The following is a 14,445-nucleotide window of genomic DNA, read 5'->3' on the forward strand; positions in this document are numbered from 1 at the left end:
GACAGACATTACGCTTGTGCTTTCAGCGTCCCCCGTCTGCTCAACCTTTATCCGAACGCCGCCCCTATTCGCTCCGAACCGTTTCGGCCGCGACGGGTTCAGCGCCCTTCCAGAAGGCAGACGCGAGCGGCTCGTTCGCGATTTGCGCGAGGCCCTGCTTTCTCGACATCGCGGCCGCCCTCGTCATGACTGATGCAACCTGCCAGCACCTCCAAATGGTTCACTGACGCTAGATGAGAAGCTTCGTGGCCGAGCGAGGTCCTGATCCGAGACCAAATTTGTCCGCCCGTGATGATCTGTCCAAGCGCTGCATAGACGCTCATGCGTTCTGAAAAAGCAGGTCAGGGATTCAGCCACCATAGCGATCACATTGTTGCCTGCATCGGAGATGGACTTTTATGAACGTTAGCGGACGTGGGCGGTCGGAGGCTTCTGGATCGGGAACTGATGGTAGCGACGGCACCGAAGGAGTTGGCGCTGGACCAGCTGGTGCCCCGGGAGAAGGAGGCCAATCGTTTAGCTCTATCGTGCAGCGGGTCCGCTTTGATCCTCAAGAGTCCGGCGCACCACATCGGGAAGCAAGCTCCTCGCGTTCCGGCGATGATTGTTGGCGGGGCGATCGAGCATCCGGAAGCTCGCAAACAGGTGCGCCCCGTCCCGGCGGCGCATCCCTGCTGCCTGAACCAGGCAAGCACCCGATCGGTGATAGCTTTGATGAGCGGTCTTATAGATCTTACCGTGACGCAATAAATCGAGGCGCAAGCTCCTCGCGTTTCCCTGGTAACGCCTTGCGTACGGATCAAGCACAAGGGCGCGCGCAACTGGACGCAGCCCCACGACATACTCCGTCCGTGCCCGTTCGACCACGAAGGCCGCGTAGCGGCGAAGTCGCGTCGGTAAGCGTCGAGGAGCAGTCTTATAGATCGGATCATGAAGAGGCAAATCCGGGAACGACCTCGGTGCGCTCTGGCGGCGAGCGTTGGCGGGGCGATCGAGCGGCTGGGACCTCACACGCGGGCGCGTTCTTGCGAGGTAACCAGCCAAGATCTGTCCTGGGCGGCGCGCAGGGGCGCCTCGACGAGGCGGCCGGCTTTAGCGCGCATGGTGTAAACTCTGAACGACATCAGCGCGCACGGCTTGACGAGCCAAGATTTCGTAAGGCGATGGAAACGATTGACCGCGCCTGTCGGGCCCATGACATCTCTAAATTCTCAACCGCTGTTGTGGAGCATACAAAACAGGGGCATCACAAGCAGCTGAAGATGCCGGAACTGGCAACCTTCCTGCAAAAGGCTGCGACCCATTTCAAGGACGAGTTCGTGCCACGCTGGGAGGAGGATGTCCGCCGCGGGAAGTCATGGGGGTATGCGACGACATGCAACGCCTTGAGCCAGCCGGTTGGAGGTCAAGCAGGTCTGCAAGCCTGCGAGGCCGTGGCAGAACAGGTGTCGCGGCTTGATAATCGGCTCATCAAGAAAGTCGAGCCGAAAGCGCTTTCGCTCTTGGCATTGTCCTTCAGTCGTCACCCGGATTCGACGAACTGCCGCGATGCAACGAAGAGAATCGCGAGATTTTCCCACGACGAAAGCTGGATACTTCAGGAGCTGAACAGTCAAAATCTGTCATTGATGGTAAACGGGTTCAGCAAGTGGCCGAAAGAGGTGGACTGTTGCAACGGCATCATCGCGGCTGCAAAGGAAGTCGGCGGTCGCGACCGGCTCTCTGACTTTAATGCGCAGAGTCTTGCGAACCTGGTGAACGGCTTCAGCAAGTGGCCGGGAGAGACGAGCTGTGGCCAAGCCACGGTTGCGATAGCCGATGAGATCCTCGGCCCCGCCCACCGTGCCGATCGCCTCTCGGATTTTAATAACCAGGGATTGGCGAATCTGGCGAACGCTTTCAGCAAGTGGCCCGGAGAGACGAGTTGTGGCCAAGCCACAGTTGCGATAGCCAATGAGATCCTGAAGCCAGCTCACCGTGCCGACCGCCTCCCAGGTTTTATGAACCAGGGATTGGCAAACCTCGTGAACGCTTTCAGCAAGTGGCCGGAGGAGGAAGCCTGTAGCCAAGCCACAGCCGCAATCGCCCGTCAGGTCTGCGATAACGAACGGCTCTCTGCTTTCAATCCGCAAGGGATGGCAAACCTAGTAAACGGTTTCAGCAAGTGGCCGGACAATCCGACCTGTAGCCGAGCCACAGTCGCGCTGGCCAATGAAATCCTTGACCGCGATCGACGCGTCGAACGGCTCTCAATCTTTAATAACCAGGAGCTGGCGAACCTAGTGAACGGGTTTAGCAAGTGGCCGGGCACGACAGACTGTGGCCAAGCCACCGCCGCCATTGCCGGTGAGATCCTTCGCCGCCGCGCCAATTCCAATGGCCGAGTCTATGGTTTTACGCCGCAGGAGTTGGCGAACCTGGCGAACGGCCTCAGTAAGTGGCCGGACGATCCGACTTGTGGCCAAGCCACAGTCGCGATCGCCGATGAAGTCGACCGGAGCGGTCGGCTTTCTCAGTTTACTCCGCAGCAGTTGGCGAACCTGGTCAACGCTTTCAGCAAATGGCCGGGCGCGACTTGTGGCCAAGCCACCGCCGCCATTGCCAATGAAATCCATCGCCGCCGCGTCGATCCCAACGACCGATTGTCGAATTTTGAGCCGCAGGAGCTGGCGAGCCTAGTGAACGGCTTTAGCAAGTGGCCGGACAATTCGGCCTGCGGCCAGGCCATAGTCGCGATCGCCGGTGAAGTCTGCGGGAATGGTAGGCTCTCTGAGTTTGCTCCGCAGCACCTGTCGAATCTTGCGAACGGCTTCAGCAAGTGGTCGGATGATCCGACCTGTGGTCAAGCCACGGTTGCGATCGCCAATGAGATCCTTGGCCCCGATCGACGTGCCGACCGACTCTCGAACTTCGAAAACCAGGACTTGGCACGACTAGTGATCGCCTTCAGCAAGTGGCCGGACGATCCGACGTGTGGCCAAGCCACAGTCTCGATCGCCGATAAGGTTTGCGACAACGACCAGCTCTCCAGCTTTAATGAGCAGGACTTGGCGAACCTGGTGAACGCTTTCAGCAAGTGGCCGGAAGAGACGACCTGTGGCCAAGCCACGGTAGCAATAGCCAAAGAGGTTCTCGCCTCCGACCGGCTCTCAAGCTTTAATAACCAGGAATTGGCGAACCTGGTGAACGGTTTCAGCAAGTGGCCCAAAGAAGTGGACTGCGGGGAAGTTACGGTCGCGATAGCCACTTCGATCCTTGGCCCCGCTCACCGGGCCGACCGGCTCTCAAGCTTTGATGGCCAGGAACTGGCGAACCTGCTGAACGGCTTCAGCAAGTGGCCGGATGAGCCGAGCTCCGAGGCCCTGGTGTACATCGCGCGCGGTCTTGGTCGGGGAAATCGACAATTTGGCGGGTTCTCGATGCCTGAACTCAGCATGATCGCCAATGCTCTGGGGCGGGGTATCATGAAGGCAGAAGACAGCGGGGAGATTGCCAAAGCTGCTCTGCTGCAGGATCGGCTGCATCAGCTCGCCCGTTACCTTCACTATGCTAATGAACGGCTGGAGGAGACGAACGTTCTGAACATCACCACGATTTTGAAGGTGCTGACCAAGGCCGAGCTGTTCGATGACCTCGGTTTGCTTGCACCGTCAGGGCTAAATCGGCTCACCGAGTTGCAACGCCTCCCTGGTTTTGCGCCCGAGAACAATCTCGAAACCATGGGCAATCTCTGCGCCGCTCTGCTGCCTCTTGCGCGCAGCCCAAGAAACCAGCTGCGCCGGCACCGCAGGCAAGCCCTGAACTTTCTGAACGTCGTCCAACCAGTTATCGAGCACAAGATCGAGGCACATCTCATAGCAAGCAACGTTGGGCGGGCTCGCGGACCATTCGCGAGCCGCTGCCCAGCCTTGTCAGTCTATCAAGTACTCAAGGCGCGTGGGATCCTGGAGAACTTTTACCGGCGACCATATGTCGAGGGCAAGAAGCGCGATTTGGAGGCGAGGCAGCAAGAGCTGCAGCGCGGGACCAAGGAGATTCTGGCCAAGACGCGCACCCTCATCACAAACGACCTTTCCAATATGAGCTGGAATCTGATCGCGCAGATCGAGGCGGACAGTCCGGTTGATGCGCTGGACGCGTTCATGGCGCAGGATGAGGCGACGATCCGGTCTCAACGTCCTGCCTCCGTCTTCGACGTCCATCAGGTGTTGCAATCCATGGATCACGAGCCCAGACCACCGCAGGGTGAAGCGGGATTGATGCAGTTGCCTGTCGTGGACATGCAGGGGCGGCGAGTGGCCACGGAGCCCGAGACGCGATATTCGATTTTTCATCGCCTGACCTCGGGAGCTGTGCCAGTGATCGCGGTGCAGCTGCCGGGAAAACCGAGCGCCTTCATGTTGGCGCGTACGCTCACCTTCGATGGTGTGCCATACCGCATGGATCTGTTCGGCGGAAGCAAGTTAAAAGCGCCGAGACCGACGGTTGCGGAGATCGCCGCCCGTGGTCCCGGCGACCAGCCAACGACTTCCGGGGGCAAGCTATTGGCCATTCCGTATGCCGATACTGCGCCGGGTACGCCCTTCGAGCAGCTCTCGCGGGCCTGGGCCCCCTTCAAAGAAGCCTACTACTACACCCAGCGCAGGGGCTTTGCGGCGCCTCCGTCGATCAAAGGTCTGGGTCCTCACGACTATGCCCTGGAGGGCGCCTTCAGATTGTTGCTCGCGCCGGACCGGTCTGGCGACGACGAGCATCCCTTCAAACTGACGGCGCCGGAAGGCCAGATTGCCTTGCGACCGCATGATGGCTGCGGCTTCATCAAGGCCTCGTTGGCCAAGCATATGCCAGCTGTTCTCCGGGCTGGCCACCAAGGGGGTCCAGATCGGGTGCTCGCCTTCGCTGAGGGAAGGAGATCGTCCCTGCCGGCCACGGCGTTGCAACACTATCCGCGCAGCGAGCAGGTGGCGAAAGAGGCGCGAGAGAAGGCCAAGGCCTGGCTTGAGAGCAGGCAAGAGAAAAAGCTGACGTCCGAAGAGTTGTTTCGCACCGTGACGGCCGGACACATTGACGGTCCCGGCGCCGTCGCCGTCCCGTCCGGTGATGGATCCCTCCACGTGCCGACGCTCAAGAGCGACATGTTGTCTGGTGGCGTGCTGGTCGGACGAGCCCCCTATGATAAGCCGAACCTGCGCCCGTTTGCCCCCGAGCAAGTCAAATCAGCACGCGATGGCGATCCGACCGCTATGTTTCTCGATAAGTGCGTGGCCATCCAATATAGCTTTAATGTCGCACAAAAGTCGGGAGAGAAACTGGCGGCCAAGGATCATAGCCTCTTTGCCAAAGGTATTCTGATTGTGGTGCCGGATGAGATGTGGCCGGCCAACTACGCCGACCGTGGACTGGTGCTGTCTGCCGAGGACGTCAAGTGCCATTCGAGCTGGACCAACGGCAAGGACCGCGTAAAGGTGGACACGCCGGTCGACTGCGTCGGCATTCTGCAGGCAACCGAGGTTTTCGCTCCAGGGTCGTTGGTCGCCGTCCCGCCTACCGAACAAAAAAAGCTCGACGGCGATTTCGATGGAGATACCGTCGTTATTGTCGGCGACCGGCCGCAGCTTTATCAGCATGTACGCCAGTTTGATCAAAAGGAGCAAGCTCTCGGACTTCGCTCACTCAAACCGCCAAAGTCGCATACCCCGGCGATCGAGGAGGAGCGTTACCAATTCAGTCGTGCCCGCCAGATCCTCGCTGCCACGTTAGGTGTCCTGGGAACTTATGGCTCCCTGCAGCGAGACTTTCTGGCGCAATCCGAGCCAGCGCGGCGCTGGTTTGCGGAGCGGGCTATCTTTGGCATCTACGAGGGCGTTCACCATGAGCTCAGACGAGATATCCGTGACCTATTGAACCAGGAACAGGTGAGCGGTCAGGATATTCAAGGCCTGCTCGAGAGGGCGAGCGGTGATATAAAGGCCGCGGACCATCCGCTCGCCCGTGAAGTTGCCGAATTGCTCGTTGCTGACCTTGAGGCCTGGGCAGCGATGGCGGATGCGCAGGTTCTGCCCGAAACACTCGAAAGCGGGAGCGATGTAAATCCGCTCTTGAGCGGGCAGCTGTGGGAGTTTTTCCCGGATCTGGCTCAACACTATTCGGCCTCTCCCCAACCACGCGACCGCGTCGAGGCCTTGCTCGACCATTATCCTGCGCGCATCGATCCCCGACCAGATGGATACAATCCGGACGATTTGATCCAGAGCGCGAATAACCTCCTGAGCCTTGGCGTCAAGGTTGGAACCGATGCCTATAAGTCCGACACCGGTGCTCGCCTCTTTATGAAGAAAAGCGGTGAGCTTCAGCGCCTCCTGCAACGGGTGCCGGGCCTTTCGTCCGTCCCCTACCTCAAGAGTATCGCCGCGCCGCTCAATCAAGGGAGGCTCGATGTCGATGCGACCCTGGAGGACTTGAAAGACAATCCGACGCTGGCGGCTTCAATCATGGAGACCTCGATCAAGCTTGCCGTGGAGAACCGTATTCTGCCCGAACCTCATCGGCGGCAGCCTACAGCTGGGGATTCCCTCATGAGGGTCCTGCTAACCCGTGAGGACGCTGCGGAGCGCGCCAAGATCGAAAAGTCTCGCGCTAAAGCCGAAGAGCAGGAAATCACCACAACGACACTGTGCGTTGCCGAAGCTCTCAAGCAAGCGAATATCCAGAATGCCCCATTTCGATCGCCGCTTGAGATCGCAAGAATCGATGACAGACCAGCTCACCGGGATGACCGCAGGTGGCAACTCGCAGCTGATCAACAATGCCGTTCGTCACGTCTTCGAAGTCCCCGACCAGGATTTTGCGCGCGCCTTCAAGAAGGCCATTCTGGCTTTCTATGAGCAAGGTTACGCCGAGGTCAGCACAACCAACTGGTTCAGGATGCGCAATCCGACCTTTGTCGGCATCAAGACTGTGCTCACCACTCAACGCGACTACCGCTTCGAGCTCGAATTCCATACTCCGGACAGCTACAAGGCCGAGCTTGCCAATCACGACACCTACAAGAGCATGCTGCGGCTTGGCAGGATCAATGCACTAGATGAAAACCTGCAGCGCCTGCGTGAGGTTTGCAAAGAGGTCGCAATCCCCGATGGCGTGCAAAACATCCACCATTGGGGAACCGAAGCGGGTATCAGAGGCGGCGCCATGGGGGCATGGGCTTGACGGCCCGGGCGCCGCAGGCTTCTTTTTTAAAAGGATCGAACATCGCACGCGCCACGCTTTCGATGCCGCTTGCCGGCATATCAAGGTGCCTTAATTGAAGGGAGTATTAATGAGAAAATTGCACGACTAACGACGCGGCATCTGCCAAACGACGCGCTTGGACGTTATTCGGCGCTAGGGGCTGCCAGAAGCGTGGTCAAATGAGAGAACACGTCGCCTTGTGACCATCATGGCATCGACGTGGTGACGGTGTTGACTTTCCGCCATACGATCGATCACTCGTCCCGCTTCCGATCGGCATCGACTGTAGGTCGCCTATCTTGATCTTAATATCTGGTGCACCCATCCGGCGAAACCGACATCAATGCCAGGGTATTGCTAGGGCAATAGGCTTCCGAACGTACCTGTTCGAGCCAACGGCTGGCTATCGAACAAAGAAACTCTTCTCTTAAGGCCTGGGGAATGAAGCTTCCCAAGCGGATTGGCGGGGAAGGCAAAGGTGGCTATTGCGCGTAAGTTCGCCAGAGTTCTTTTAGTGCATCTGGGTCCAAGGTACACCGTTCGATTGAGGGCAGCCGAACGAGGCCTGATCTTTGCCGATTTTCTGGCCCGGTGCTCAACCGGCCGACGAAGTCCCGCGGGACGGCAGTTGTGGTAACCTCGGTCATTCGGCTGGTGGCGGCTCGTCCGCACTCCGCACAGCTCGCACCATGAAGCTAGATGGCTCCGAGCATCGCAACTCGGTAGACGCACAGGACATCACCGCCCGGTTGTCGGCGTTAGCATTCCTTGCGGTTAGGACGCGATGCCGTCATCAATGCCGAGCCAACTATCTGGCTGGGGTCGTCAGCTTCTTAAGATCTAGCGCCCTAGTATGAGATCTCTGGACAATCGAATAGCGCTAGGCCTTCGAAGCGGCTGTCGGCTCGGCCACAATGCAAATTACAAGGGCTATGTGCCAGACTTCGACGGGCCCATTGTTTTGGAACTGGACGATCAGCTTTTCTAGCTTGACCACCCTTTGCGGCCAACAGGCCACCTCCGAGCTCATCACGGAGGTGGCCTAACCTCTATTTTCTCAATCGATTTAGCTGACCTCGCGCTCTGTGCTGCACGCGGGGGATGGATGACCTTCATAGAAGGCCAGTCGTCCGCCGAGTGCAGGCCCGGCTCAGTATATTTTTTGTGTGGTGATTGTCGTCAAAGTCTGCCCGTTGGGGTTCCTGTAACGATTGGCGAGGCTTTGCAACAATCCTTCCATCTCCCCTGGATGAGCAGTGAGTTCTCCATAGTTAGGATCGAAAAGTGTAGTTCTTCCATTCAACGCCGATGTTGCAACTACGTGTGAGCCACCTTCGGCGAAATACAAGCTGAGCAAATATTTCGATCCGTCATCGGTGATTTTCCCCACCATGCGCGAGAGGCTCGAAGAGTCGCCGAATTCGTATACCTTCTCTTTTCCGGATGGCGCCAGGTTTGCTTCCCGCAACACCCTGTTTTGTGCCTCAAGGTCTGCCTGAGAAGCTCCTGTTCCCCCCCTTCGCAAGTAATCCTTGTGATCCTGATACTGCTCCTGCCGCATAGCCGCTGAGGCGTGCCTTTGTGATCCGGGTGTTAGCGCACTCATTCGCTCCGACGGGCTGCTGCTCAGAATGCAGAACCACTCCGCCGTCAACCCGACGCAGATGCCGTCTACATTTGCGTCATTCAATTCGGCTGTCCTGTAATCGAACAGGGAGGTGCTCCACCTCGCCGGAGAGGATGTACTGGGAATGTGAGGATCGGTGGTCTGTGGCGTGCTGACGCAGCACCCCATTTTGTCGGGCAACTCCCCAGGTGGCAGTCTCCTTCGCGACGTCAGATTTTGCCTATTTCTGCCAAGTGAAAGCCTTTCAAATTCAATGCTAGGAGGCTGGGAAACGAGCGAGTTCGCCCCTGTTAGCGCCGAAGGCGAACTCGCATGGTGATCTGGCACCGATCGGGACGACATGCCTGCAAGTATTTGCCGAAAGCTGTCGCTGTCCACCGACTGGCTCGGCTCGTGAGCTTGGTTAGGACGTGTGGATTCAATTCGATTATACACGGCGATTCTCGCTTCTCTTCAACGGGTGTCTCTTCGCAGTGCGTTCGGCCTGCCTGGGCCCTGCTGTGAATGATATTGGGACAAGCTGATGAGAAGCTGACGGGCAAGCGTTGCCGAGCTTAGGGACGAAGATGGGAACGGTAACTTTTCCGGCCGTGAGCACGACCGCGGTGATGGCCGCGCGTGCAGGCGTCCCTCAATAGGTGCTTGCAAGGACAGGCGATGCGGGCTCCGCAAAACAGGTTTGCGATGGATCATCGATAAAAGGAAAAACGAAAGAAAAAAGAAAGCGCGTGTGTCGTGCCGATTTGGATATTCGCCGTTTCCTCAGCGAGGAAGTTGGTGGGAGCTGAAAGATAGGACGAAGCGCCCAGTGACGCGAGCGAGCTGCGCAATTCAGACAGGCTGATAAAGCCTTTGCATGAACTCTTCATACGCTAGGGATCGTCTCGTTCTGCACCGGGGCTTGAGTCAGTCCAGAACATGTGATCAGGCGCACGCCTTGATCGGTAGAGCGCCACTTGGCGGCGAAGCAGTTCGCGTGAGTTGACAACGCGCTTTTTCCGTTCCGCTCGTTTTCGAGAGGGCTTGAATCGTACGTAGCGTCATATTGTACTGTCTTGGTCGCATCAAACGGCCCGACGCCGGTTGGGTCCTCGGAACCTGATTGACCCCATCGATGCACCGCCGCCAATGAATGGCCAATGTCTATTGCAAGAGGCGAGAGAACAATGACCAATGCCCTGGCGATCGGACTTGCGCCGCGGTTACCGAACTCGCCTATACCCGACAATGAGTTTGCCTCCGGGGTCGGCGCACTTACTTCGGCATCGCACTCCTGCCGGGAATTCAGCTCGTTGCAACGGGAGAAGCCCTACAACGCGGGATAACCTCGATCCAAATGCCTTTCAGCCCTAGCTATGTCATCTTTATCGCCCAGTCATCCGAGCTCATGCTGAGCAAGCCCTCATGAAGGCCGCCAGTCGGCTGCGTGGGGACGCTCTTTGTGCTGGACATTCGGGAGAACCCTGCAAATGGTTGATTCACACTCGACGAATTTACAGGACTTGGGCGGCGCGGTCCCTCCCGGCGAACGGGTTTTGGAGATAACTACGACAACGGGCTGCGTCGTCGGATGTTCTTATTGTCCGCAGGACAAATTTGCCGAGAGGCAAAGGGTCGTGTCTCATGCAAAGCATCTTCGTCTCGAAGATTTCAAGAAATGTTTGGCGCGCGTACCAAAGGCTGTCGATATCAGCTTTTCCGGGTACTCAGAGGCCTGGCTCAATCCGGCCTGCACCGAAATGGTTGAGCATGCTTACGAAGCCGGCCATAGCATTCGGATTTCCACGACACTCGTAGGAATGAAAGAGCGGAATCTACGACGCTTGCAAGCGCTGAAATTCCGGCTTTTCCTGGTGCACGTTTTTGATGACGGCACTTACATGAACAGTCGCCTAGTCAGGCGCAACTATGTCGATTTGCTACGTCAATTGGTCGACGCAGGCATTTCATCAATGCTATTCGTCGTCATGGGTGAAGTCCATCCCGAGCTTGTCGAGATAATCCCCGAGGAAGCGCTGGTTCGCTCACGTCCGCTGAGCAGCAGGGGTGGAAGCGTCGATCCAAAGACCGTTCAGGCACGACAGCCGATCGTCGGAGTATTAACGTGTCCTGACGAACGAGAACATCGTAATGTTCTTCTCCCAAACGGTGACGTCACGCTGTGCTGCATGGATTTTGAGCGACGTCACATCTTGGGCAATCTTCTTCGCGATGAATATCAAGATCTCTTCAAAGGACCGACGTTTTGCGAAATTGTCGATCGAATGAATGGAAGGGACGGCTATCTGCTTTGCCGGACCTGTGAATTCGCCCAACCAGTAGCGTCGGCACGCTGATTTTTGAGATGTTGACGCCCTCCTCCTCATCAGCACGAATCCTGCGAACTCGGGATGACCGTTCCTGAGCTCACGATCGATCAAGGCTCCGGCGACGCGTGAGTCCTTTGTTCATAATCGAAACATCGAACCGTGGCCGCACCACAGGGAGACAGTCATGGATCGTCGGCAAGCTCTAGGGTTTTTCGCTGGTTTCGCGCTATGTCCCCTGTGCGCGTCCGCGGCGGAGCATCGTTGGAGTTACGAGGGAGAGACCGGGCCAGACAAATGGGGCGGTCTGGATGCCGCTGACGCCGCGTGCGCGATCGGCGGCCAGCAGTCACCCATCGATATAACCGGCACCATTACTGCCCCGCAGCCGCCGCTTAGGATGAGTTGGGCCAGGCGGCCGGATAAGATCGTCAACAATGGCCATACCATTCAGCTTGATCTTGCCGAAGGCGACACGCTCCACTTGGGCGACCGCCCCTATGCGCTGAAGCAGCTCCACTTCCATCATCCGAGCGAGCACCTTGTCGAGGGTAAGCGTTTCGCCATGGAAGCGCATTTCGTTCACGCCGATGCCGACGGGCTGGCCGTCGTTGGCGTGCTTATGGTCGCTGGAAAGCCGAACGCAGTCTTCAAAAGCATTGTCGCGGCTATGCCGTCAGACAAGGGACGAGCCGTTCCAGCTGATCCGGCAATCGACCCCAGCCAACTGTTGCCGACGCAACGAGCATATTACCACTATGCCGGATCACTGACGACGCCGCCGTGTAGTGAGACAGTCGATTGGATCGTCCTGGCCAATCCAATTGAGGTGGATGAGACCGATATCGCCGGCTTCGGCAAGCTCTTCCCCATGAATGCCCGTCCCGTCCAGAAGCGGGACCGGCGCTTCATTTTAAGTTCCGGGTCAGGTTGAAGGATTTGGCTCTTCAGAGAGACCTGCGCTTGCGCTGGCCTATGTCGCGCGCAATGCTCGCTCCGAGATCACGGCATGTTTGACGTGACAAGGAATGGAGGCTGACTTCGGCTATTTGGCCTATTCTGTTGAAAAAGGACGGCGGTTGCGACGCCGCGGTCTAATTAGCAGGGCTGAAGGTCATGATGGGGCATCGGCAAGTCGAACAGGCTGCGTTGTTCTATGAATTCTCGCCCGTTAGGCACATCCCCGCCGACCACCTACTCCGGCCGATCGACAGGCTTGCTGCCGCACGGACTTGGTCGCTATAGGGTAAAGCGGAGGCGTTAGTCGCATCGCACCGCCGGGTTTACGGGTACACGGCTTACTGAAAGGGCCCCTCGTTGATCATCCGGGGCCGCCTCCCGTCTGGTCTGCACGCACTACGAAGGGAAGATCCAGCGCGGATCCTGTACCTGCTTGACCGCGACGTTCAACTCCTCCTGGGTCGCATAGGTGGGCATTTGCGCCTCGTTGATCCAACCGAAACCGAGATATCGGAACTGATCCGCCGGCATGGCCACCCGACTGTGGCCGAGCTCGCGAAGGAAGTCCTTCGACCAGTCGTGGATCGTATACGCCTCAAGTTTGTTCATCATCGCTCGCCAGCGTTCGATGCGCTCCTCTTGCGGCATGTCTGTTGCAGTTGAAATCGCGGTCGCGATGTCACGAGGCGAGGCCGGATCCACGTGCAGCGCCTCATTTTCGTTGAGTTCTTCTGCCGCCCCCGCGAACTTCGATAAAACCAGCACGCCTGGGTCGTTCGAATCTTGCGCAGCAACATATTCTTTCGCCACCAGGTTCATGCCGTCACGCAACGGCGTCACCAGACCAACATCCGCAGTGCGGTAGAGGCCGGCGAGTTCCATCTGCGGGAAGTGTCCCTTCTCATAAAGAATTGGCTTCCATCCGTCGTCCGTTCTATGCCTACGATTGACGTCGCTGACAAGGCTGTCGATATCGCGCTGATATTCACCGTATGCTGGAATGTCGGCGCGCGAAGACGTCCCAATCTGCAACAGCGAGGTGCTGTGCGGCTTGTCTGCCAAAACCTGATCGAGAGCTTTGATCCGATTGTCGATACCCTTGGTATAGTCGAGGCGATCCACACCGATGGCTAGCTTCGTGCCATCGAGTTTGTTCTGCATCGACGAGATCTCATTTCGATGCGTCGCGAGCGATTCCACGGCATATTCTTCGAACTGCTTGGGATCGATACCGATCGGAAAGGTTTGGCACCGCGTAAGGCCGCGATCCGAGATCACAAAATCGCTCTTGCTCTCCAGCCCTAGATGCGTTCGCAGGCAGGAGAGGAAATTATCCAGATCCCAACGGGTCTGAAAGCCGACTAGATCGTACGCCAACATCGCCTCCATTAGTTCGCGATGATGAGGTACCTGCTCCATAACATCAGGCTTCGGCCATGGCGTATGCAGGAAAAAGCCGATCGGTTGCTGAATCGAGCGCTCGCGCAGCTCATTGCCGAGAGGAAGAAAATGATAATCATGCACCCAAATCGCGCCTCGGTTCTTAAGCCGTGACAGCGCGCGCGCCATGGCGCGGTTGATCTCGCAATAGCTTTTGTAATGCTCCTCCGAAGCTGGAGACATCCGCTCGGTCAACGAGTGAAATGCCGGCCACAGAGTGGAATTTGCAAATCCATAATAGAAGTTATCATAGTGAGCGGCCGGTAGATCTACCTTTACAACTTCACCCCGGCCGTGCGGCTCAGGAACATTTAGCTGCTCACGGCCCTCGCTTAGCGTCCCCGAGGACCCCATCCAAACGGCGCCAGAGCGTTCAACGACGGGCTCAAGGACCGCGGCAAGACCACCCGTTTTGGGTTTGTTGGGATCGATGGTTGAAACACGGTTCGAAACGAAAACAAGTTTCTCATCTGGCTGATGAGACACCATGCCGATACCCGCCTCGTGCTGAGCAAAGGCAGCATGACGGAAAAGTTCTGCATCGGCTTTACTTGACCGCTCCTGTGCTGCTTGGCTCAGGTGATGCTCAAAAGCGACTTGGCTCATCTTCAGCTGCTCCGGCCTTGCGCGCGATGTGCCACGAGAACTTGTACAGACAGCCTTCACGACATTAAACGGATCCATTCTACACCTCCGATTGAGCAATCAGAGCGACGAGTTCGGGACTTCCTTGCTTTTCAAGTTAGACGCTCGACCTTTCGAAAAGCTGACGAAAAAACCAGAGTCGGCCTCTCTAAAGTGGTAGCCTGAGCTTTCGGGAGGAGAACCGCCCTACTCCTCGACAAGTCGCACGCTGGGCTACTGCACCACCACACATATCGC

5 protein-coding genes are annotated in these 14,445 nt (G+C 57.6%); 3 read left to right on the forward strand and 2 right to left on the reverse strand.

Translation table 11 applies throughout. The features are described from left to right. Positions 1-1,163: 1,163 nt before the first annotated feature. Entirely contained in the window at positions 1,164-6,884 is a 5,721-nt protein-coding gene (gene xopAD, locus QA640_RS39655) for a XopAD/skwp family type III secretion system effector (RefSeq protein WP_283038056.1), read from the forward strand. A 1,496-nt stretch (positions 6,885-8,380) separates the two neighbouring features. On the opposite strand, the gene QA640_RS39660 is transcribed toward xopAD, so the two are convergent. After that, positions 8,381-8,920, reverse strand: coding sequence for a YopT-type cysteine protease domain-containing protein (locus QA640_RS39660; protein WP_283038057.1), 540 nt, complete (start codon positions 8,918-8,920; stop codon positions 8,381-8,383). Between the two features lie 1,406 nt (positions 8,921-10,326). Here QA640_RS39660 and QA640_RS39665 point away from each other — a divergent pair. Continuing rightward, the gene (locus QA640_RS39665; RefSeq protein ID WP_283038058.1) at positions 10,327-11,193 is read left to right on the forward strand and encodes a radical SAM/SPASM domain-containing protein; all 867 of its coding nucleotides are present in this window, start codon (positions 10,327-10,329) and stop codon (positions 11,191-11,193) included. A 157-nt stretch (positions 11,194-11,350) separates the two neighbouring features. Further along, positions 11,351-12,097, forward strand: a complete 747-nt coding sequence (locus QA640_RS39670; RefSeq protein ID WP_283038059.1) for a carbonic anhydrase family protein — start codon at positions 11,351-11,353, stop codon at positions 12,095-12,097. A gap of 422 nt (positions 12,098-12,519) precedes the next feature. Here QA640_RS39670 and QA640_RS39675 read toward each other — a convergent pair whose 3' ends face one another. Beyond that, positions 12,520-14,247: a trehalose-6-phosphate synthase gene (locus QA640_RS39675; protein ID WP_283038060.1), complete on the reverse strand. Its 1,728-nt coding sequence runs from the start codon at positions 14,245-14,247 to the stop codon at positions 12,520-12,522. Between the last annotated feature and the right edge of the window lie 198 nt (positions 14,248-14,445).

It is taken from the genome of Bradyrhizobium sp. CB82, from assembly GCF_029714405.1.
Lineage (GTDB): Bacteria > Pseudomonadota > Alphaproteobacteria > Rhizobiales > Xanthobacteraceae > Bradyrhizobium.